Origin of the sequence: Bartonella tribocorum (genome assembly GCF_002778015.1) — a bacterium.
Taxonomy (GTDB): domain Bacteria; phylum Pseudomonadota; class Alphaproteobacteria; order Rhizobiales; family Rhizobiaceae; genus Bartonella; species Bartonella tribocorum_B.
The window spans coordinates 126,985-150,735 of record NZ_NJPP01000001.1; the positions used below are offsets into that span (position 1 = coordinate 126,985).

Annotated in this window: 12 protein-coding genes and 1 pseudogene; 5 read left to right on the forward strand and 8 right to left on the reverse strand. The window is 37.2% G+C overall.

The annotated features are described in order from the left end of the window. Position 1: 1 nt before the first annotated feature. From CEV08_RS00465 to tsaE, 4 genes are all read left to right on the forward strand, one after another. Positions 2–1,000: a complex I NDUFA9 subunit family protein gene (locus CEV08_RS00465; protein ID WP_100129830.1), complete on the forward strand. Its 999-nt coding sequence runs from the start codon at positions 2–4 to the stop codon at positions 998–1,000. 712 nt (positions 1,001–1,712) lie between these two features. Continuing rightward, positions 1,713–3,110, forward strand: a complete 1,398-nt coding sequence (gene ahcY / locus CEV08_RS00470) for an adenosylhomocysteinase (RefSeq protein ID WP_100129831.1) — start codon at positions 1,713–1,715, stop codon at positions 3,108–3,110. A gap of 36 nt (positions 3,111–3,146) precedes the next feature. Further along, positions 3,147–5,612, forward strand: coding sequence for a sensor histidine kinase (locus CEV08_RS00475; RefSeq protein ID WP_100129832.1), 2,466 nt, complete (start codon positions 3,147–3,149; stop codon positions 5,610–5,612). A 37-nt stretch (positions 5,613–5,649) separates the two neighbouring features. Further along, positions 5,650–6,117 carry a tRNA (adenosine(37)-N6)-threonylcarbamoyltransferase complex ATPase subunit type 1 TsaE gene (gene tsaE / locus CEV08_RS00480; RefSeq protein WP_100129833.1) on the forward strand — a complete coding sequence of 156 codons (468 nt, stop codon included), beginning with the start codon at positions 5,650–5,652 and terminating at the stop codon, positions 6,115–6,117. A 772-nt stretch (positions 6,118–6,889) separates the two neighbouring features. Here tsaE and trxA read toward each other — a convergent pair. The 6 genes and pseudogenes from trxA to CEV08_RS09750 all read right to left on the reverse strand — a co-directional run bounded on the left by trxA (position 6,890) and on the right by CEV08_RS09750 (position 19,647). Beyond that, complete coding sequence (trxA, locus tag CEV08_RS00485) at positions 6,890–7,213, reverse strand: thioredoxin (RefSeq protein ID WP_100129834.1); 324 nt, start codon at positions 7,211–7,213, stop codon at positions 6,890–6,892. A gap of 176 nt (positions 7,214–7,389) precedes the next feature. Then, positions 7,390–10,863, reverse strand: coding sequence for a double-strand break repair helicase AddA (addA, locus tag CEV08_RS00490; protein WP_100129835.1), 3,474 nt, complete (start codon positions 10,861–10,863; stop codon positions 7,390–7,392). Positions 10,864–10,865: 2 nt separating this feature from the next. Beyond that, positions 10,866–13,985 carry a double-strand break repair protein AddB gene (gene addB, locus CEV08_RS00495; RefSeq protein WP_100129836.1) on the reverse strand — a complete coding sequence of 1,040 codons (3,120 nt, stop codon included), beginning with the start codon at positions 13,983–13,985 and terminating at the stop codon, positions 10,866–10,868. 920 nt (positions 13,986–14,905) lie between these two features. Beyond that, entirely contained in the window at positions 14,906–16,483 is a 1,578-nt protein-coding gene (locus CEV08_RS00500) for a peptide chain release factor 3 (RefSeq protein ID WP_100129837.1), read from the reverse strand. Beyond that, positions 16,483–18,144, reverse strand: coding sequence for a lysine--tRNA ligase (locus CEV08_RS00505; protein ID WP_100129838.1), 1,662 nt, complete (start codon positions 18,142–18,144; stop codon positions 16,483–16,485). Before CEV08_RS00505 ends, CEV08_RS00500 begins: the two co-directional genes overlap by 1 nt. A 316-nt stretch (positions 18,145–18,460) precedes the next feature. Further along, positions 18,461–19,647, reverse strand: a pseudogene (locus CEV08_RS09750) (argininosuccinate synthase domain-containing protein). 179 nt (positions 19,648–19,826) lie between these two features. Between CEV08_RS09750 and CEV08_RS00520 the strand changes: the two are divergent. Next, the gene (locus CEV08_RS00520; RefSeq protein ID WP_100129839.1) at positions 19,827–20,468 is read left to right on the forward strand and encodes a LysE family translocator; all 642 of its coding nucleotides are present in this window, start codon (positions 19,827–19,829) and stop codon (positions 20,466–20,468) included. A 757-nt stretch (positions 20,469–21,225) separates the two neighbouring features. Here the strand turns inward: CEV08_RS00520 and rlmN are convergent. Next, positions 21,226–22,452, reverse strand: a complete 1,227-nt coding sequence (gene rlmN / locus CEV08_RS00525; protein ID WP_100129840.1) for a 23S rRNA (adenine(2503)-C(2))-methyltransferase RlmN — start codon at positions 22,450–22,452, stop codon at positions 21,226–21,228. 42 nt (positions 22,453–22,494) lie between these two features. After that, complete coding sequence (locus CEV08_RS00530; RefSeq protein ID WP_100129841.1) at positions 22,495–23,004, reverse strand: invasion associated locus B family protein; 510 nt, start codon at positions 23,002–23,004, stop codon at positions 22,495–22,497. Positions 23,005–23,751 lie beyond the last annotated feature (747 nt).

A 23,751-nucleotide genomic window follows, 5' to 3' on the forward strand; every position in this document is an offset into this window, starting at 1 on the left:
CATGCAATTTGATTGTGCATTTTATCAACATCCTAAACTTATTACCGTTTTTGGCGGGTCTGGTTTTGTAGGACGGCATGTCGTTGAAACTTTGACTAAACGGGGGTATCGCGTTCGCGTCGCTGTTCGTTGTCCGCAAAAAGCTTACTACATGCTCCAAATAGGAGAAGTGGGTCAAACCCAAATGCTTAAAACGGATATCAAGAATCGTGCATCTGTTGCACGTGCATTGCTTGGGACTGATGCGGCAGTGTTTTTGCCTGGTAGTTTAAAACAAGCACATCAATCGAATTTTAAAAGCACACAAATTGATGGCACTTACAATGTTGCTGAATTAACAGCAGAAGCTGGTATTCCACTCATCTATATGTCAACACTTGTAGCTAACGAAAATGCTTCATGTCTTTATGCACGTGTTAAATTTATGGGTGAGCAAATCATTTATAACAAGCATTCTCAAGCAATTATTATGCGTCCATCTGTTATCTTTGGGCCAGAGGATTGTTTCTTTAACACCTTAGCAGATTTATCACGTTTTTTACCCATTATGCCTCTTTTTGGAGGGGGACAAAGTAAATTGCAACCCGTGTATGTTGGTGATGTTGCCGAATTTATCGCACGCGCTTTAAATGGACAGGTTGCTTGGGGGAACAATTATGATCTTGGTGGTCCGCAAATTCTAACCTTCCAAAATGTTCTTGAAAATATACTCAAAATTATTCATCGTAAAAAAATAATCCTATCCATACCTCTTTTTACCGGTCTATTGATTGGAGGAATTTTGGGAGCAATCGGTAAATTGCCTTTTATACCAACGTTTGTAACAGCTAATCAGATACGCTTTTTGCAAATGGATAACATGGTTTCTAGAGAAGCTATTGAAAATGGATATACTTTAGAAGGTGTGGGAATTACTCCTAGAGCAATGGCTGCATTTTTGCCAAGTTATCTCTGGAGATTTCGTCCACATGGTCAATTTTCCCAAGACTTACTTGTCTAAAATAAATTCTCCACCGAGTTGATTATTTGATTTATAATTCATAGCTTGTTGTTCGCTCTTTTAAAATCAGAGTGTTCAATGGATGAATGCTTTTGCATTTTAAATGCTCCATGCGGTATCATAAAAAATGTTTCATCGTACATTTAGAGTCTTTTGATAAAAATCGTTGAAAACAGAAAAAGTACCCCTTATAAATTGTCTTCATGCCAGAGCAGATGCAACATTGGAATCTAGAAAAACCGATTCTGGAGTACTTATTCATAAATATAAAGACAACAATGTATCGTTTTGCATTACATTATTTTGCTAAAAAGCTTAATAATTGAAATTAAATAAGGTCATAATACCTTTTTAAACAACCCCATAAATGAGTAGAATAAGAGTATACTCTTATGATTATCCCGAAAAAAGATCAACATAAAAACTGTGAAGCAATGCATCATGTTTATTATTTAAAAGGTATTCCTCTGGAGATTTTTAAAAGTTGTAAAACTACGTGAAATGGATAGAATTTTGCTTGTATAATAAGACTTATCATGAGATTTCTTGTTCTATTCGTAATATCATTTCTCAGATCCATCAATGCGTATTTGTTACACAAGTTTATGCAGATTTTAAACGGGACTTTTCGCACAAAGAAGTCTTCTTCTTGTCTTGCATTTTTTTTTAATTTCTCCTACCGTCTTGGAAAAAGATTTTAAAGGAATGAAGGATGACAGCTCAAGATTTTGTTGTCAAAGATATTGCACTTGCTGCTTATGGTCGTAAAGAACTTGATATTGCTGAAACGGAAATGCCTGGCTTGATGGCTTGTCGCAAGGAGTTTTCCTCCAGTCAACCTTTGCGCGGTGCACGGATTTCTGGCTCGTTGCACATGACAATTCAAACAGCTGTTTTAATCGAAACATTAAAAGCAATTGGCGCTGATATACGGTGGAGCTCTAGCAATATTTTTTCCACGCAAGATCATGCAGCAGCAGCTATTGCCGCAACTGGTATTCCTGTATTCGCCGTTAAGGGTGAAACATTGGAAGAATATTGGACTTATATAGATGCCATTTTTCAATGGCCTGATGGTAATCCTTCCAACATGATTTTAGATGATGGAGCTGATGCTACAAACTATATTTTAATGGGAAGTCGTGCAGAACAAAATGAAGATATCCTCTCGCATCCCAAAACAGAAGAAGAAGAATTTTTTTTCAAACAAATCCAAAAGCGTATGGATGCAACACCAGGATTTTTTACAAGACAGCGCGCAACAATTAAAGGTGTAAGCGAAGAAACCACAACAGGTGTAAACCGTCTTTATCAATTACAAAAAGAAGGGCTTCTGCCTTTTCCTGCTATTAATGTCAATGATAGCGTCACGAAATCAAAGTTTGATAATAAATACGGATGTAAAGAATCATTGGTCGATGGTATTCGACGTGGAACAGACGTGATGATTGCTGGCAAAACAGCCATTGTCTGTGGTTATGGTGATGTAGGAAAAGGTTCAGCAGCATCTCTTTCGGGTGCTGGGGCTCGTGTTAAAATAACAGAAATTGATCCCATTTGTGCTCTTCAAGCAGCTATGGATGGCTATGAAGTTGTTAATTTAGATGATGCTGCCTCCAGTGCTGATATTATCATCACAACAACAGGCAATAAAGATGTTGTTCGTTTAGATCATATGCAACAAGTAAAGGATATGTGTATCCTTGGAAATATTGGTCATTTTGATAACGAAATCCAAGTTGCAGCCCTTAGAAATTTGCCATGGATAAATATTAAGCCTCAAGTTGATATGATTACCTTTCCCGATGGAAAACGCATTATTTTGCTCTCTGAAGGGCGTTTGTTAAACCTTGGTAATGCAACAGGGCATCCTTCTTTTGTTATGTCAGCCTCATTTACTAATCAGGTTTTAGCGCAAATTGAACTTTTTACCCGTGCAGAACACTATACCAATGAAGTCACTGTTTTACCTAAACACCTTGATGAAAAAGTTGCACATCTCCATCTTGATCGGTTAGGAATAAAACTAACTGTTTTATCAGAAGAACAAGCCGCTTATATTGGTGTTACACCGCAAGGACCTTATAAACCAAACCATTACCGTTACTAAAATGCTTCCTTGGGTTTTAAAAAAGGGAAAGATGTCGTGCTCAGCTTTGGTGACCATACCCCCAAAGAAAAAGTTCAAAAAATGATCCGAATTTATACGTTTATATTTTGCATTTTTTTCTTTTTTTCTCCAACACGAACTGTTGCTCAGTCGTTGGAAGGTTATTTACCATTTTCCTTCACTTTGCCAAATGGCCCATGGCTGTTTTTAGCTTTGTGTGGAGGAATTTCTTGTGCTTCATTTCTCACGTGCGTCGTTGTTATTATGCATGCAAAAAAAACAGCACAGAAGCCTTTGAAGATAATTCAGGCAGACTTTTCTGAAAAACTGAGATACTATGAATGGCTTTTAGAAGAAACTGAGCAATTCCTTCTTATTTGGGAAAATCCAACAACCTTACCTCGTGTCGTGGGGACCCTTTCTACATTAAAAAAAATAGGCATTGATCAGCAAAATTTTCAGCACTTTGAACTTTGGGTTGAAGAAAATTCTCTGCGAGAACTTGATTATGCGTTGACTCAACTACGTTGTAAATGTCACTCCTTTGAACTTTCTATCACCACCACAAATAATGTGCTGCTACACGTTACAGGGATTATAGCAGGAACAGTCGCCATTGCTCGTTTTCAAGATATCTCAAAACAGCAGAGCGAAAATGCGCGTTTACAGAAAGACATTGCCCGTCTTCTTACTGAACTGAGAATGCAGCGTAATCTTCTTGATCTTATTCAAGAACCTGTATGGATAAAAGATTGTGAAGGAAAAGTTTGTTTTATCAATCGCGCCTTTAGAGAAATGACAGACTTTCGTGAAGACAGTGATGAAGTGGGGGATCTTTTCAATGAAAATACACAACGCAAGACAGATGAAGCAGAAACACTTTTTCAAGAACATGTTCACACCGTCATTGATGGAGAACGACGCCGTTTTCATCTCACACGTATTACAACAGCTGAAGGAATGGCAGCTTTTGCCCGTGATGACAGCGCCTATGAACATCTTGCTCATGAATTAAGACATGTTCTTCAAAGCCATTGTGAAACCCTTGACCAAATCTCAACGGCTGTAGCTATTTTTGATAAAAACCAAAAACTAAAATTCTGCAATCATGCTTTTAAAATTTTATGGCCGTTAGAGAGCTCCTTTTTAGAAAGCAAACCAAGCCATACATTGTTTCTTGAACGTTTACGTGAAAAAGGGCACATTGCTGAACATCCGGATTGGCGCGCGTGGAAAGAAGAGCTTTTTAAAGCCTATCGGCAAACAGAATCGAATCAACAAATTTGGAATCTTCCAGATGGGCGTACGGTGCGTGTTGTCTCGAATCCTCATCCACAAGGAGGGGTTACTTGGCTTTACGAAAACCTTACAGAAAAAATTGATCTTGAACGCCGTTATAATACACTGATTAAAATACAAGGTGAAACACTTGATAAACTTTCCGAAGGCGTGGTCGTTTTTGGTACTGATGGACGTCTTCGTTTATCGAATCCTGCCTTGTCGAAATTGTGGGAACTTCCTTATAATTTACTGGTAGAAGGGACCCATATTACTCAGTTACAAAGTCATTGTTCAACCTTAACTGTGGGACAAGAATGGGATCAGTTTACAAAATTCATTACTGGCTTTGCTGAAAAACGTGAAACATTTTCGGGGCGTATAGATCTTAAAAATAATATGATTATTGACTATACTCTAGTCCCTCTTCCCGATGGACAGACGATGCTTACTTTTGTGAATGTTACAGACACTGTCCATGTTGCACGTGCTCTTCAAGAAAGAAATGAAGCCTTAGAAAGTGCTGATCGTTTGCGTAATGAATTTGTCCAACATGTTTCCTATGAATTGCGTACACCTCTCACCAATATTATTGGATTTTCTGATATTTTACGCGATCAAATTTTCGGTTCTATCAATGAACGTCAACAAGAATATCTTGGGCATATTCATTCAGAATCAGGAACTCTTTTAAATATTGTTAATGATATTCTTGATCTTGCCACCCTTGATGCAGGCATTATGGAACTCGATATAAAATCAGTTAACATTGCCGATGCTATGATACAAGCAATAGCGCGTGTAGAAGATCGCCTTAACGGACGCCATATTACGCTTTTACAACAAATTTCTCCTTCTTTAAATTCTATTTCTGCTGATGAAAAACGTTTACATCAAATTTTTGTGAATGTTCTAAGTAATGCTATTAACTTTGCAACAGAGGCAAGCACGATTGAATTTTGTGTCGATGAACAAGATGATAACATCGTCTTTAGCGTTCACAATGAAGGCTCTGACATCCCAAAAGATATCCTTGATCGCATTTTTAAACGTTTTTCTTCCCATTCACACCATGGTGGACGTGCAGGAGCAGGGCTTGGTCTTTCGCTTGTGAAAAACTTCGTTGAACTACACAGTGGGCATGTTGAAATTCTTACCGGCTCTGGAAAAGGAACAACTGTTAAGTGTTTTTTTCCCCTCTCCAAAGGAGATAAGATTTTTTAACCCTTATTATATTTTCATCCATCTCATGGAAGTCTTAATGAATTTTAGTTTTTTTCTTGAAAATGAAGAGGCGACAAAGCTTTTTGCAAAAAAATTAGCCCTTTCTTTAAAGCTGGGGGACCTTATAACACTGCAAGGAGATCTTGGAACTGGAAAATCAACCATTGCACGTACAATCATCCAAACGCTTGCAAACGATGACACGATGGAGGTTCCAAGCCCTACTTTTACTCTTGTGCAAAGCTATCAACTCCCACAGTTTGAAATTATTCATGCTGATCTTTATCGCCTTTCTATGGCAGAAGAAATTGATGAATTAGGGCTTTATGAAGCACGTGAGAAAAACATTTTACTTGTTGAATGGCCAGAAAGAAGTACAGATCTTTTAGAGATTGCCACTTTTGCACTTACCTTACAATATCAAGCACATGGGCGTCATGTGACACTGAGATCTGCACAACATTCCATTGAACGTTTGAAACAGTCTTTTACAATTCACGCATAAAAAATATCGACATGGTCATGGACTTCATCATTTTTTAATTTGTGATGCCTCAATACGTACTTCTACAATTTGAGATAATGAATAATAATAAAGAAGTCCTGATGATGCACCAACCATGAAGATGAAACAAAACGCAGCCTTTTGCACAACTTGCAAAGAACATCCGTTAATTGCTAGGAATTAATTCGTTTTTTTTAGAGAATGTTTTGTTATCTCTCATATTTTTTTGAAGATTAAAATTTTTTTGATTCTGGAGAAACATGTAAGGGAATTTTATATCAGAGTGGTTACCTTTTCAGAAAAGCATTAACTTAACCATAGTGAATTGCTTTCTTCTTTCACCTTAAAAATTGTAAACTTCAAAAAAGCAATTTGTAAAATTTTTGCTTAAAATCTCCTTCTGTGATTGCTAAGCACTCCAAGCAGAGACCTCTTTATTGCTAAAGTGATATTTGCTTTTTTGTGTGTTGGAACCCTTATCTCAATAGCTTCATCCAAAAAAAAATATCATTCACTTAAATATTCGTTGGCGCGCATATAAGGAAGGAATAGCCTATCTTGTTTATACAGAACAACTTTTTAATAAAAAATGATCTCTTGAATCATGCATAACAGTGTGGATTCTTAAAAGTGTTTAAATAAATGCATTTAACTTTTTGATTTAATTGAATTGCTATTACAATATATTGCAATATTACAGAAAAGAATATTTTTAAAAAAGTCAAAAGGAGAGACTAAAATTTCTCTCCTTTATCGTGCCCTATGTATGGCATTAACGAAGCCCATCTTTTATCCACTCAGAAAGACGTCCTTTAGAGGTAGCGCCAACCATATTTGATGAGACATTTCCATTTTTAAACATTAATAATGTAGGGATAGAGCGTACTCCATATTGGGTAGCTAATTCCGGATTTTCGTCAATATTTACTTTGACAATTTTAACTTGGTTTTGCATCTCTGTTGAAACTTCATCCAAAATTGGCGCTATCATTTTGCAAGGACCACACCATTCTGCCCAAAAATCAACCACAACAGGGGTGGAAGAGGTTAGAACCTCACTTTCGAAATTGTCCTTATCAACTTTTACACACGTCATTGATTTATCCTTTATACTCACTTTTTATAGATTGGTATGATAACAATTCATATCAAGTTATTGCAAAGATAAATTATTAAAGAGTTTTTTTGCATCAAAAATTGTGGCGTGTGTTTATTTGAGCAATTTTAAGAAAATAAAAAAAGCGTAAAGATACTTTGAAGGGAAGCAATAACTTATAGGGCAATTTCATCAAGAAATGCCTCGAGTTTTTCTGGAGGAAGTTTAAAAATTTTGGCTTCTTTACTGTAGATAAGCAGAGCTTGGATATCTTTATCAGGATGAATCGCTTGCAACAATTTTCGATAAAGCGCCATTTGCAACCAATGATGAGGAGCAATAGCAGTTTCATTTTCAGGTGGAATCCCTGTTTTAAAATCAGCAAAGATAATGCTGTTTTTCGTGATGTAGAGACGGTCAATTTGACCAGAAATTGCTTGTTCTTTTCCACGAATTTTTACAATCCCCATTAAGGGAACTTCAGCACGTGACTGCTCAGAGAAAAGGGGTTTGAGGTAAACATGATCTAAAATTTTCCAAACATGGCGAAGAGCACGTTCTCTTTGGCTTTCATCCCAATGAGAAGCTTTGATATTGAGATAGTTTCGAGCATAATCTTGACGTTTTTGTGGGAGGCAGTCGGGGAGATATTGTAATAATCGGTGAATGAGGTGACCATATTCAATGAAAAAAGCTCTGTTGGTGTTTATTTCTCCTAAAACAGGTGAGGTGAAAAGTTGTTTTGGGCTTGAAGAAAGTTCTGTATCAGCTTCAATGGAAAGGCTCGCAACTGAAGGTTTTAACGGTTTTGGGAGAACTGGTTCTGCTGGTACTTTATGAGAGAAAAAAGCAGGCAAAGCTGGTAAGGCTTGACTCTCAGCGCAGGGAACTTCTTGGTTTATAGAGGCAGAAGAAGATGTAATGCAATAACGCCAAGCCGCAATATCTTCTGCAGGGCCTTTTATAGCAACCGCATGGGGTTCCAGGGCTTTTTTTACCAGTTGTAGCCATGTATGAGAGGGTGTTTTTTTACCTTTATATCCACAAACAAATAAACGATCTTCAGCGCGTGTCATTCCTACATAAAGAAGGCGCCTATACTCTTCTTCGGCACGCTCTTTTAAATGTGAAATTGCTTGCTTAGAGAGTTTTGTATCAAACTTTTCATTGGGGCGCCAAATAAAAGCTTGTTGTCCATTCCCTTGTGCATTGTTTAAAGGAACTTTAAGCAAATGAGGTGCATGCTGAGGATGCCAAATCGCACTACCAGGATCAACCAAAAACACAATAGCAGCCTCCAGTCCTTTTGCGGCATGAACCGTCATGATGCGAATTTCTTCATTGTTTTGTTCAAATTCACGTTTAATTTCTGGTTCGCTTGCAGTTAATGTTTCTAAAAAAGCTTGTAATCCTGGTAATCCTGTTTTTTGAATAGCGAGCGTATAATCCATAAAAGCATCGAGTACATCATTTGCTTCAGATCCTAAACGAGACAGTATTTTTTGTCTTCCTTTATCATTATTCAGAATATGGCTATAAAATTCGAAAACTGGTATTTTATCCACTAACGTGCGATAATGGTTCAGTCTTTCAAAAGCATCTTTAAAAGATATCTGCGATGATGCGTGCGTACATAAGCTTTGCCAAAGAGAGCCGGTTCGGTGTGCGGAAAGCTGATAGAGTTTCTCTTCACTAAAAGCAAAAAGAGGGCTTTTTAATACGCAAGCAAGAGAAAGATCATCTTGTGGCTGCAAAACAAAACGTCCAAGCGCCATTAAATCACGGATACTAATATGTTTGGTGAGTTCTAGACGATCAGCTCCTGCTACAGGAATATTAAGGTGTTTAAGAGCATAAGAAAGAGCTGAAACAAATTTATCCCGTTTACGAACCAAGATCATAATATCACTTGCTCGTATTAAGCGCCCCTTTGCTGGAAGCATTTCACCTTTTTGTAACCAATCGGCAATCGTTTCAGCAATTTTTTCGGCTAAACGGACTTCAGGTGTATCTAAATGATCAACACTCAAATGCCAATCATGAGGAAATTCGCTTGTTTCTTTGGAAATGGCATCCCATATAACCACTTCACCTGGACTATGAACACGAATAGCTTCATGCACTGTCTTTGTATTTTCTGCCGAAAGCCCTTTATAGTTTTCTGGTGTTTCAAAAACATGATCAACGCTTTTAAGAACATCCACTGTAGAACGAAAAGAATAATGCAGTTGTATTTTTTCAAATTGCTGATTTGTTTGCTGCGCTTTTTTTTGAATGATTCGTCCATTTGCAGCAAAGTTTTCTGGAGCAGCGCCTTGAAAAGAATAAATAGATTGCTTTTCATCTCCAACAGCAAAAAGAGTCCGTATATTTGTTCGTTGGCTATACCCTGAGAAAAATTCTTGCGCCAACAATTGAATAATTTGCCACTGCTCAGGGTTGGTATCTTGTGCTTCATCAAGGAGAATATGATCAAGCCCACGATCCAGTTTATAGTGCACCCATTGGCTTGCACCTTTACGCTGTAACAAATGAAGCGTACGCTCAATAAGGTCGTCAAAATCTAAGAAGCCATTAGCCTTTTTTAGATTCGTATAGATTTTGAGATAAACGGCACAAAGCTGAAAAGCAGCCATATTGAGGGTGGCAATTTTTGCACATTGATATTTTTCTAAAAGAATAGAAAGCTTGTTTTGTTTATCTTCAAGCATTTGTTGAATAAAAGGCCAAATTTCATCTGATTTTTTACGAGATAAATTTGAAAAATTACGCGGCTCACCTTTTGTTTTAAAATAAATATCAGAAATAATATTGAGAATATTTGTCTCATCACACGTCTTTTCTAATTGGGAAAATTTTTCCACCATATTCCTAAAGCTTTGGCTTCCATTTATTTCACAATGCTTAAGAGCATAAAGGGGAAGGCGCGCAGTCTGTTGAATTTGTTCCAAAAGACTTTGATTTGTTTCATCGGGCGCTAAGTTAAAAAGCGCGCGCAATTTTTCTTCTCCATCTTCAGATAAAAGAGAAGACAAAAAATCAGAGAGTTTATGTTGCTTTTCAACGGCTTCATAGAGAAGTTGATTAAAAGTATGTTCGCTAACAACTTGAAGTAACTGTTGCAGAGAAGGTTGTATATCACGACGTGCTAAAAGTTGGCGACAAGATTCTTGTTGTAATTTTTTGCGACTGACATCATCGGGAAGTTCAAAATGCCCTGCGATATTGGCTTCTAACATAAATTGATGCAAAAGAGATTCACAAAAAGCATGAATTGTTTGAATTTTCAAGCCACCAGGTGTTTCGAGGGCACGCGCGAAGAGCTGTCGTGCATAAGTTAATTTTTGCGCATTGACGGGTTTATTTTCAAACCGTGTTAAGGTTTCTTGCAACTGTGCATCATCGAGTTCATTCCAACTGGAAAGTGTGCGAAAAATTCGTGATTGCATAACAGCAGCAGCAGCTCTTGTATAAGTAAGGCATAAAATACGTGCTGGAGGCGTACCGTTTAAAAGCAAACGAATAACACGTTCACTTAAAACGTGCGTTTTTCCAGATCCAGCATTTGCAGAAACCCACACGTTTTTTTGAGGGTGTGTTGCCGTTGCTTGTGCATCAAGAGCAGCTTTAGGAATAGAAAAAAAAGTCATGATTATTCTTCTTTATGAAAACCACTTGACCATTCCCACAACCGTGCCAAATGGTCGTAGTCACCCTCATATCGTTTTTCCATGGGAACAGCATGTGAAAGATAGCCTTGTTGTGGATTTTGATAATACGTTATAAGTGCAATAAGATTTTTCCATGCAATTTCACCAAGATTAACTGCACTTAAGTGGGTTTCTCCTTCTCCTTTACTTAAAAGAATTGATTGGGATTTAATTTCACCCTTTCCATTCAGGGGAATGTAAAATAGATTTGAGGGGGTAAGATCTTGAAAATCTGGAAATGCTCCTTCCATAAGCAAAGTTGTTTCTAAAGCCAATTGTGGAAATAATAATTCACGAACTTGTTTTGATGAAGGAGGTGTCCCGGTTTTAAAATCTAAAATTTCAACCGTTTTATCTGGCAAGACATCAAGACGATCAGCACGTCCTGAAAGGGTTACTCCTGTTGTCCCTATAGGGACTTTTTGTGAGACCACTTCAGCATTTCGCTCTCGCGGACCTAAACTTTGTTCCCACTGAATAAGGTGTGGAGCAAGATTTTCAAAAATGTTCCACCAAATTGCTTCAACGTCGGGTGGAAAATTGAATTTATCAAATTCCTTACGCCCAATAGAAAGTAGGACATCTAATGCATTTTTAGCATTTGGATTTTTTATTTGTGTACAAAAAGCTGCAAGAATAGCATGATAAAGTATTCCCCGTTCAATAGCGCTAGGGTCGTGAATAAGTGCTTTAAGTGGTTTGAGACGTAAGATTTTTTTGGCATAAATAGCATAAGGGTCATACCGCAATGTTTCTATTTCAGTGACTGAAAAATGACGTGGACGTACATCAAGGGGTGGTGCAGGGCAAGGACGTTCCACATCAGAAATCATGCTGGTATGATCAAGCATTTTTGTCCAATGGCGTATTATTTCACCTCGTGCACGGATTTGTTTCCAAGCCTGTTTTCCTACAACTGTTTCTATGCGTTGTAACCAACGTGAAGGAATAGAAGGGGTATGATTAACGCGCAATGCGCGACTCATCACCACTTTATCCATTCCCATAGCCCATTGAAAATCATGCGCGGAAAGACCAATATGCTTCTCTGGTGGTTCCAGCGTTAACATCATTTTCATCGGTCGCGATAAAAAAGCATCATTTCGAGTTGATATCGGCCATGATCCTTCATTAAGGCCTCCAATAACCACTGTATCAACCGTTTGCAAACGTGATTCCAACGTACCCCAGATGAATAAACGCGGATGTCCTCCAGGCGAAGGTGTAACGGAACGCGTTGCGATCAATGCAGAAAACATAGCGGGCCATTCGCAAAGATAAAATGTTAATCCTGATTGATCACTGACCAATTCCCGTAAAAATTTTGATAGAGTTTGTCCCGCTTCGTGTTGATAAAGATGTGCAAGAGAATTATCCTCATTGCGCCCAAAATTTTCAAAAACCTCAACAGTTGCTATCGCAGCTTCATTGATGGTGCATTCTTTCTCTCGTTTCATGAGAGAGGCTAAAGGTTCAACAGCCTTCTTCAAAAGATGACACAGGAGACGTGCTTCTTCAAATTTTTGCTGATCAAGGGCGTTGATTTCAGTGCGATCATGGGAATAGGTTTCAATCCATTTTTCAACAAATTGATCACATTCGCAAAGATTGATGCGCCCCGTGTTCCCTCGAAGAACAAAAAGTTCAAAATTTTCTGCCATTTCGCGTAAGCGATGACGGTTTTGTCGGAGTGTTGTCAATGGATGTTTAAGAAGAGAAAGAAAAACAATGGGATCATCAGGTTGCAAAACATTTTCTAAGATTAATCGCAAAAGCGTTACAGGCAATGTTTGTGCAAGTGGTATTCCCCCTGAATCATTTGCCTCAATTCCAAATCGCTGTAATTCCGCAGCAACACGGCGTGCTAAATTACGGTCATTGGTAATAAGAGCTGCGGTTTTTTGAGGTTCTTCAATAGCTCTGCGTAAGGCAACAGCAATAGCGAGAGCTTCTTCACGTTCGTTGATAGCTTCAATAAATGACCAGTCTGCACAAAGAGCCTCATAATCATCACGAACAATTTGTATCCATTTATCTGTCGTAGAAGCTGGTCGGAGTGCTTCCGATAAAAGAGCCATTCGCCTTTTCTTTGTGCTATTCTGTTGGCCAATTTCGCAAACATGATGACGTTGACACCCCATGAGAGAAAGAAGTTTTTTTAAATGATATTGAGGATGGCTAAAAATATTTTCTACATGATCAAGAAAATCACAAGCTGTCTTTTCTTTATTGCTTGTGCTGAGCGCATTCCACTGTTCTTCATCCATATGAAAATCAAGTCCAGGAAGAACAACAGCCCCTTTTGGTAAAGAGGTTATAACCTTTAAAAGATGAGAAACTGCAGGAATAGAACCGGACACACCAGCCGCAATGATCGGTTTATTAGGTTGTATATGTTGTAAAGTCTCTGCATGCATTATAAGGGCTTGATTGCGCCATTCAGCGGGATTACTCCGTTGCCTTTCTTTTAAGATTTGTGGCCAATTTTGCGTAACAATAGTCAGGAAATCGAGCGTTATTTGCCACCATTCAGCGACCATATCAGGGGCAATATCTTTAAGTTTTGACCAGTCTGCGCCTTCTGTTTCAATTTCATCCATCAAATGTGCTAAATCTTGAGCAAGCCAAATTGCATCGGCAGTATGCGCCGGAATAAGAACATTTTCTGTCCCAAACATAGCACGCAAATGCGCAGGCAAACTTTCACGCCATGGACGAATAAGACGCGCTAAAAGCAGTAGACGTTCACTTTCTCCAATAGGCGGATTAAGAGTGTTGGCATAATTTTCAACAAAAAGGAAACTGTCTTCATCGACATCTCCTAGGGCACGAATGGTTGGCAATAAAGTTGATTGTGTATCACTTCTTTCAACAAAGGCTAAACGTAAAGCCCGAGCCGCACGACGTGTTGGAACATAAATAAGGCTATCGGCAAGAACCGTTTGAATATCTCCATTGGAAGCAAAATTATCAATAAGGGAACCACAGAGCAGCGCATCAACAAAGTGAGGCAAAAAAGCCGTTCCAGAAGATATAGAAAAAACACGTGGCTTATAAGTCATATGATCTCATATTGAGGATAACAAATTCCATTTTATTGATTATTTACATTATTTTGACTGTATACAAATTTTAATACAAGGAAAAACTGAAAAACTCTATTTATACAGGAGATTTTTAGCTTAGATTCAAAATATTGAAATATATGACCTTGTCTTAAGCCATCGTGAAAAAATATATCAAAATTTTTCTGATATTTTTCAACGAAGAATTAGCCATATCTTGTTCTCTAACTCACAGAAGCAATATAAAAAATAAATATTAAAGTTTTAAAAAACATCACAAATACAAATATATTATAACTTATTGAATATTATAATAAATTTGCTTCTTTCTTCATATAATGCAATCTGAAAGTGTTCTGTACAGACTTCATCGTTTTCAGAAAAAAATATATCATGATATTATAAAATTGAAAAAGTTAGTTTCGTAAATAATATTTTTGCATCCTCATTAAGAGCTTGAAAAAATAACAACACTCTCCCATTTCACCATAAAAATAGATTACTTTAATGGAGAGAGTTTTGCAAAAGTGTGTCGTGAAAGCATCTATCTTTATAGAGTTACACGCTTTTTTCAAAAAGATATCTTCTTATCACACTTGAGCTTATCCCGTAATAGCACCCTGTAAATAACGCAGAGTGTACTTATATACCGTAAAGTCTTCCATGTATGAGATAAAATTTATTGCACCCTGTTATTTTTACTTCAAAAAGCTGCAAACCGCTACCATCATTTCTTCTCCTCCCCTAATATTTAAAAAGCTCTTGGCTATGGAGAAGATTTATAAAAGGCATCTGATTTTTTCCTTAAGTGTTTTTACACACACACCTATTTTTACTTACTCAAGTGCAAAAAATGACTTTAATTCTTTATACTATAAGAAGCTTTGAAATGAAAAAACTTACAATATTCAGATTCCTCATCCAGAGCGTACTTGATAATCTTTAACAGTAGAAAATTTTATCTTAGGGGCTCTTTCTGCTTCATAATTCAATGAAAAATGGTTCTCCGCTAAAAAAACTGGATCCCCTTCTAAATCATACGCAATAGCAGAGCGGTGATTGCTGAGAAACTTTTGCAACTCATCTTTGCTCTGCGCTGAAATCCAACGGCATAAATTAAAACGCGCAGGTTCAAAATTCACTGGCAAAGAATATTCTATTTTTAATCGTTCCTTTAAAACATCAATTTGCAAAGCACCAATAACACCAATGAGAGAAGGCGATCCATCATCTGGAATAAACAATTGTACAACCCCTTCTTCAGCCATTTGTTGCAAAGCTTCTTTGAGCTTTTTTGCTTTCATTGGATCGCCCAAACAAACACGACGTAAAATCTCTGGTGCAAAATTGGGGACTCCCTTAAAGAGGATATCTTCTCCTTCGGTCAAAGTATCGCCAATACGCAATGTTCCATGATTAGGAATTCCTACGATATCACCCGCATAAGCTTGATCAGCAATTTGGCGTGAACGCGCAAAGAAAAATTGTGGTGCCGAAAGTGTCATTGGTTTTCCTGTTCTAACCAGCTTTGTCTTCATACCGCGTTCAAGTGTTCCCGAACAGACGCGAAAAAATGCAACACGATCACGATGATTAGGATCCATATTCGCCTGAATTTTAAAAACAAATCCCGTCATTTTAGGTTCAGTTGCTATGATATTGCGCTGATCTGCACTTTGATCACGCGGACTTTGACCAAAATCAATCAGCGCATTGATCAAATCACGAACACCAAAATTTCGTAACGCTGAACCAAAATAAACCGGCGTCATATGACCTTCACGGAAAGCTTGAAGATCAAAATTCTTGCAAACACTTTGAGCGAGCTCTACCCCTTCAAGAAAAGTTGAACGTTGATACTCTGGAAGTAAATGGACAACCTCACTGGGATTTGAAACGATTCGCTGTGTTATTTCATCGTCTTTTTGACGAAAGCGATTATGATGAAGATCATAGGTACCAACAAAATCTTTACCCGTTCCAATGGGCCATGTTATAGGCGCGGTATCAAGTGCAAGTTTTTCCTCAATTTCATCTAAAAGCTCTATAGGATCACGCGCCTCACGATCCATTTTATTGATAAAAGTAACAATAGGAATATCCCGCATCCGACACACTTCAAACAATTTTAGCGTTCTAGGCTCAATCCCGCGGGCGCCATCCAATACCATGATAGCACTATCAACAGCTGTAAGCGTGCGATAGGTATCGTCTGCAAAATCTTCATGGCCTGGGGTATCTAAGAGATTAAAAATATGATTTTCATATTCAAACGTCATCACCGAAGTCACAACGGAAATACCACGATCACGCTCAATATTCATCCAATCAGAACGGGTTTGAATACGATCTTTTTTGGCTTTTACTTCTCCTGCAAGTTGAATAGCACCACCAAACAATAAAAGCTTTTCTGTCAACGTCGTTTTCCCAGCATCTGGGTGCGCAATAATTGCAAATGTACGGCGTCGCTTTACTTCCTGCTCTCTTCGTTCCATTATTCCTCCACAGGCCGTGCAAGTGCTTCAGCAATCAGTGCACGCATTTCATTAATCCCATAAAGTGCTATAAATGATCCCCATCGTGGACCTCGCTCTTGTCCTAAAAGGACCTCATATAACATTTGGAAAAAAACATTGGAGACACCAGGACCACCTTCAGGGCTTTTTTTACTATGATCTTGATAGCGTTCCGTTAGACGTGCAACATCAAGAAGCGTATTTTGCAATATGGTGCCATCAAAAATTTCAGGCAAATTGGCTAATTTTTCATCAATTTGTGCTAATGTTGTGCGTTCGCTATTATCTGGTATACGAAATTTCTTGTTTGGTTTGACAAAAACATCAAAATATTTAATAGAAAACTTCACCAATTGATCAAGTTCCGGATAAGTTTGCGCATTTGCCCCCTTAGCGTAACGAGAAATAAAACCCCAAAGAACTTCTGCATTCTCTGCATTTGAAGCGCTTACCAAATTTAAAAGCATGGCAAAGGATACCGGCAAATCAACCCGCGGTGGACAACCATTATGAATATGCCATACAGGATTATTAAGCCGCTCTTGCCAATTTTGACGACCATAGGCAGAAAGATGCGCATAATATTCATCCACAGCTTTTGGAATAACATCAAAATAAAGCCTCTTGGCTGTTTTGGGCTTTGAAAACATATAAAGCCCTAAGCTCTCTGTTGGAGCATAAGTAAGCCATTCATCAATGGTTAAACCATTGCCCTTGGATTTGGAAATTTTTTGCCCTTTCTCATCTAAAAAGAGCTCATAGTTAAAGCCTTCTGGAGGCTTTCCACCTAGTACTTTACAAATTTTAGAAGAAAGATTTGTGGAATCGATAAGATCTTTTCCTGCCATTTCATAATCAATGCCAAGCGCTGTCCAGCGCGTTGCCCAATCGACCTTCCACTGACACTTAACTTTGCCCCCTGTAACCTCTGTTTCTATGGTTTCTCCTGTTTCAGGTTCAATATAAGTAACCGTTCCTTTTTCAACATTACGGGCAATCATTGGTACTTGTAATACTTTTCCAGAAAAGGGAGAAATCGGCAAAAAGAGAGAATAGGTTGCTTGTCGTTCTTCACCCAAGGTTGGTAAAATAATTGCCATTACCTTGTCATAACAGGCAAGGATTTTTAAAAGTGTTTCATCAAAATGACCGGAACTGTAATAATCCGTAGCACTTGCAAATTCATAATCAAAACCAAAATGATCAAGAAAAGCCCGTAAACGTGCATTATTTGCCGCTCCAAAAGAAGGATAATCATCTCCAAAAGGATCAGGTACACGGCTCAACGGCTGACCAAGATAATGTTCCATCTTCTCGCGATCAGGCACATTCTCAGGGACCTTGCGCAAACCATCCATATCATCAGAAAAACAAAGCAACTTTGTTTTTACTTTATTCTCTGTAAGAATATGAAATGCATGACGCACCATGGTTGTACGTGCAACTTCCCCAAATGTTCCAATATGCGGTAAGCCAGAAGGTCCATAACCTGTTTCAAATATGATACTGTCTGGATAACCCGTCTTTTCATACCGTTTGATAATCTTACGTGCTTCTTCAAATGGCCAAGTTCTCGATTGAGCAGCCGCATCCTTTAATTCAGGCGTAAGGCTAAGGGCATCACATTGATCACGTATCATTATTTATCCTAAAAATTATATTCTTTTAAAATAGGGTGTATGGTTCTTGAATTTTTTCGTCAATAATAGCAAGCAAAAAGATGTAAATTTCTTGATACTCTTAAGTCACAACACAAAAACCGCCCTCGCTGTAAACATATTTTGTTCTGAATGAAATAAAAAACATTGCACATTATAAAACAAAATTAGCTTGTTTTGATTATCAAAGCATTCATTTCTTTTATCATGAAGCTTGCTTATGATATTATCAGCACAAAAGCAAAGCCTCTAGCAATAAACAAAAAAACTTTAACAAAAAATACTTAAATAAAGCGTTTCATACAAAAACACTGAACCACATGGTACTTATCAAAGTAATGTTTATTTCTTTATCTTTATCACCTTGATGACGCATGGCTAATGTATAAAAATACAGAGCCTTTAAGTTAATAAAACCCGTTACGCATTTTTAATCATAAATCCCTTGATCATCTTTAAAAGTTACCAACTCACTCGAATAAAGTTATTTTTTACTTTGGCGCTCTTTAACAATAACATTTCCTTTATAGAGTTTTAACGTAACTTCACCTTCGACACATTCTTGAAATAAATCAACCGCGTCCTGCAACATCTTACGTTCAGGAGAAAACAAAAAGCCATAATAAATGAGTTCTGCATATCGTGGCATCGGTTCATCTTTCAAATGCGTTGCAAAACGATTTAGCATTAAAGATTTTATCGCTCTGTGAGCTGTTAAAAGGATGGTTTCACTAGTGTCTTCATCAATACCCCGCGATTTCATATCTACAAAGTGATTTTCTAGCAAGTCTAACCGATCAATACCATTGCCCATAATGATTTAATTCTGCAAGTAACGTTGCAGGAGATAAATTTTTTCCCTTGATTGAAACAGCCATCACCTTTTTTAAAGCTAAGAATGATTCTGGTTGCTTTATCGTGAGATATTCACGTAAAAGAGTCTATATATGGACATATTTAGGAACACGTAAAGCGCTGGATCTTCTAAAATCTTTCCTTCTGATAAAGCAGATAATAAATTTGCATCCACTAAAAAAGGTGCTTCATCTTGCTTATCCTTTTCTACAAAAACTTGATGTGTACGAGAAAACTCAAAGAGATCTGTCCAACTCTTAAAATCCCAATCACGCCATAGAGCAATAATTTTTATATTAGGATTAAGAACATAAGCAGAAAGCTTAAAGCATACCTGACCAACCCGTTTCCCATGAACAATTGCATCTTCCCCTGTTTCCCTAGAATTTTCAGCCAAACCTTTGGAAATAACAAAATCACGAACAAATTCTTTACGCAAATCTTCAATGTAGATTTTTTAACACCCAGCATTTCAGCTTTGCGACGAGCAAGTTCTCATTCTTCCCCCTGCCCCAAATCCGCTGTAAAGTTTACAACTTCAAGGCCTCGCATACCTTGCAACCATTTGAGAACAATTGACGTACCCAATCCCCCCGAATAAACCAAAATAACTTTTCTAATATTTGGCACTTTTTCATTCTAACGTTCTATACGAGTTGCTTTTTTTATTTTTTCTCAAAAATCAAAACGACACAAGAAATATTAAAATAAATTCTCTTTAAACAACATTAAAAAGACGCAAAAAGCGTAGATAAGAATGCCTCGGACTGTAAATAGTGAACGCTGCTTAAAAATGAGAGGAGATTTACGTGTCGTTTCTACCGGAGTGGTCTATTCTTGTACAATTTGCTCTAGCATCGTTGATTTTAGCACTTATTCCAGGACCTGATATGATGCTTTCTGTAGGACGAACCATTACACAAAGCAAAAAAGCTGGAATTATGTGCGCTTTGGGAAGTGCAACAGGATTTGCCATTCAAGTTACCGCCGTAGCTCTTGGCTTATCAGCGCTTATTTTTGCTTCGCCACGCACTTTTGTTCTTCTGAAAATTGTCGGCGCCTTTTATCTTTTATGGTTTGCCTTTCAAGCATTACGGAAAAAACCTACACTTTCTTTTGAACCAACATCTGCTAAATCTCAAAGCTCTAAACGTAACTATCTTGCTGGTATTGGAATTAATCTTCTCAATCCTAAAGTCATACTCTTTAACGCGACATTCTTACCACAATTTATCAATGCGAATGATCCTATGGTGACACAAAAATTACTCTTTTTAGGACTCTCTTATATTCCTATTTCTTTGCCTATTACAATTTCAGTTGTTTTTACAGCGCATAAACTTACCAAAACCCTTAAACAAAACCCTCTTTATCTTCGCTTTCTTGACTGGCTTATTGCTGGTGTTTTTACCAGCTTTGCCCTTCATATTCTTTTCGTTATAAAAAATTGATTTATAAAGTGTAATTGATCGTTTTTAATTTAAATAATAACTCTAGATATCTTATGAAATTCTATCCTTTTAAATCTGTGTATGTTGAATAAAACAATAGCTGTCCACTGTACACCACAAGAAAAGCTTCAATTGTTATGTAGATAAAAATTATCTAAGATAAAGAATATTTTTTATGAACTGTATCAAATAGCAAAAACTGTTACCACATTGAAAGCTAAAAACAAAATGCTGATAATACACACTCATTAAACCTAAATCATGCATTTTACAGAAGTTTTTGTATTATACTCTTCATAGGCATGATCCATGAGATGGAGAGTACATTAAAAATGCTTTTTTAAAAACATATCAATGGACAAAACAGTGGTATTTATATTTTAGACACGCCACTTTGTGTGTGAAGTGTGATCTTATTAAAAAATGTAACAAACAAAAGCATAAGCAATGTATATTTCCACTTTCTAAAATAATTACCATCGATGCTTTTAAAAGTCATAAAGTCGAAGTATAAAGAGTGTGAGAGTGAAGTGGAAATAAGTGAGCAATCTTCGAGACTTTCCTCTAAATGAGGTTGACGCTTAATTTTAGAGATTACGCAAAAAAACTTTATGCAATATTTTTTTCCCTATTGACCCCATAAAAGATGAGACTGGTCATCTCGTACTTATCCATCTTAATCTCTGTTTCATACATGCTATTATATGTTGATTTATGGAAAAAAGCACAGGCTTTATATCGTTAAAAGTCGCGTTAACTAATGACCAGTGGCATTTTCAAGTTTCAAACGTTCAGATTTCCGTAAGCGCTCTGAAGCAGATTTAAGTTGTCCGCATGCCGCTAAAATATCGCGTCCACGCGGGGTCCGAATAGGAGAAGCATAGCCCGCTTGATTAACCACATCAGCAAAACGCTCGATTTGCTCCCAATCAGAACATTGATAATTACTTACAGGCCACGGATTAAAAGGAATTAAATTGATCTTAGCAGGAATCCCCTTCAATAACTGAATCAATCGCTTAGCATCATCTAAACTATCATTGATATCTTTCAGCATAACATATTCAAATGTGATTCGTTTTGCATTAGACAAACCAGGATAATTACGGCAAGCATCCATTAATACACTAAGCGGATATTTTTTATTGATAGGGACAAGCATATCCCTTACTGAATCGTGTACGGCATGGAGTGAAATTGCTAACATAACACCAATTTCTTCGCCAGTTCGGATAATTCCAGGAACAACTCCACTAGTTGAAAGCGTAATCCGACGTTTTGATAAAGAAAGCCCATCACCATCAGAAGCAATTAGTAAAGCTTTTTTTACAGCTTCAAAATTATAAAGAGGTTCTCCCATTCCCATCATAACAATATTGGTAATTTTACGCCCTTCAACAGGAACAATTGCCCCATCAGGAGTATTCTTATCAGGAAAATCTCCTAAACAATCACGCGCAATCAATAACTGTGCCAAAATTTCTTCTTCGGTCAAATTGCGAACAAGCATCTGTGTTCCCGTATGACAAAAAGAGCAAGTTAATGTACAGCCTACTTGCGATGAAAGACATAAAGTACCCCGTCCTTCTTCAGGGATATAAACCGTTTCAATTTCAACGGGCCTTCCAGCCCCACGTGCTGGAAAACGTAAAAGCCATTTACGTGTACCATCCTTTGATATTTGTTCTCCAACAATTTCCGGACGTGCAATGGAAAAATGACGTTTAAGTGTTTCCTGCATTGCTTTAGAAATATTTAGCATTTCATCAAAACTTGAAACGCCACGTACATAAAGCCAACGCCAAAGCTGACGTGCACGCATACGCGTTTGACGCTCTGGTACACCAACAGTCTTTAAAGCTTGCACTATTTCATCTTGCGATAATCCAATTAAAGGGAGCTTAGAACTCTCCTCCACAACCACATTATCTATTTTTCGTGCTAAACATAAACCGACAGGTCTAAGGTCATAGGAAATGGCCATTGCTTTCCAATTTACATCACTATTTTAGAAATTATCAAAACCTTAATGGCACTTTTGAGCTGCATTTAAGGCAGCAGTAACCCCTTTTAAGGAATAAGTATAGGCGGTATGCGTTCCCCGTTTTGATATGGCTTTTACTGTCATATTATTTCCAGCACGCATAGCAGAAACAAGCTGCTTTTCTAGCTCTGATGACGCCAACCAAGCTGAGGAATCCTTCGTGAAAAAATCAAAATCCTTATCTCCAATGGTCACTGTTACCCTCGACCCTTCTTGAAGCCTATAACCAGCCATAAACTGCGGTTCAAACGAAATAGGCGATTGAGAACGCTTGGTAACTAAGAAAAAATTATCACCATGATTAACCGTCGTTGGAAGAGCCTTCAAAGGAATAGATAACACATAACAAATCGTATTTTTGGACGATTTATAAGAATAGGTTCCCCACGCTTCAAATTGATTTAAACGGCTTGGCGTTTGCGCGCGCGCTGCTCCAGCTGTAACAAGAACCATTACAGATGCAGCAATAACAGTCTTTTCAAATATATTCATTTAGCTCACTTCTTTAATCTCTAATAAGATTCTCTTCATTGGATCATTGGAAAAGTTTAAACAAACACTCCTCGATATTCATCGTGTAATTATCCTAACCCCTTCAATAAGCAAAATATCTTACAGCAGTCAGAACAGATTGTTACGTTTCATTGTGACCTTTTAGTCGTTACCAAAATATGAACTTTTTATTTAATAATCATATTAAAAAACAGCATTTTTGATTCCACACTACCCATTTCGTTTTTGCATAAAAAACGATTTCTTTAAGCAATAGGATTTCAAAAAAAATGAAAATATACCACCACTCTATTAAGAAATAAACCATACTCCTTATATCACAACTAATCTGCTGCAAAACTTTTAAAATACGCCCTGCACTTCAAAAAAATTTCATAGCCCTGTGAATATCACTTCTAAACTTTACACATTCAATAGTTATGTCCGCAAAATACTCCACTCTTGACCTATTATAGTGTACTCATACTGGGTATTCAATATTATCCCGATAGAGCCTTTTCATAATCTTAAAAATATTTTGCAAAAATAATCAAATATTATCAATAGATTAATTATAAAACTAAGAGCCTTTATATTCTTCCCCAATAATGATATGCAATTTTGTTTCTTATGATTCTATTTCCCTGTATATTGCATCTCAAATTTTTAATTTTTGAAATGATTCAAAACAGTTATACAAACTTAACCATATGATTAGTGCATCAGAGAATATCTTCCTTCTTGTTA

What these genes read in the sequence shown, in the direction of transcription:
- trxA (WP_100129834.1), bottom strand. Translation starts at nt 7,213, where the DNA reads ATGACGTGTGTAAAAGTTGATAAGGACAATTTCGAAAGTGAGGTTCTA.
- rlmN (WP_100129840.1), bottom strand. Translation starts at nt 22,452, where the DNA reads ATGGCCATTTCCTATGACCTTAGACCTGTCGGTTTATGTTTAGCACGA.
- CEV08_RS00500 (WP_100129837.1), bottom strand. Translation starts at nt 16,483, where the DNA reads ATGGAACGAAGAGAGCAGGAAGTAAAGCGACGCCGTACATTTGCAATT.
- tsaE (WP_100129833.1), top strand. Translation starts at nt 5,650, where the DNA reads ATGAATTTTAGTTTTTTTCTTGAAAATGAAGAGGCGACAAAGCTTTTT.
- addB (WP_100129836.1), bottom strand. Translation starts at nt 13,985, where the DNA reads ATGACTTATAAGCCACGTGTTTTTTCTATATCTTCTGGAACGGCTTTT.
- CEV08_RS00465 (WP_100129830.1), top strand. Translation starts at nt 2, where the DNA reads ATGCAATTTGATTGTGCATTTTATCAACATCCTAAACTTATTACCGTT.
- ahcY (WP_100129831.1), top strand. Translation starts at nt 1,713, where the DNA reads ATGACAGCTCAAGATTTTGTTGTCAAAGATATTGCACTTGCTGCTTAT.
- addA (WP_100129835.1), bottom strand. Translation starts at nt 10,863, where the DNA reads ATGACTTTTTTTTCTATTCCTAAAGCTGCTCTTGATGCACAAGCAACG.
- CEV08_RS00505 (WP_100129838.1), bottom strand. Translation starts at nt 18,144, where the DNA reads ATGATACGTGATCAATGTGATGCCCTTAGCCTTACGCCTGAATTAAAG.
- CEV08_RS00530 (WP_100129841.1), bottom strand. Translation starts at nt 23,004, where the DNA reads ATGAATATATTTGAAAAGACTGTTATTGCTGCATCTGTAATGGTTCTT.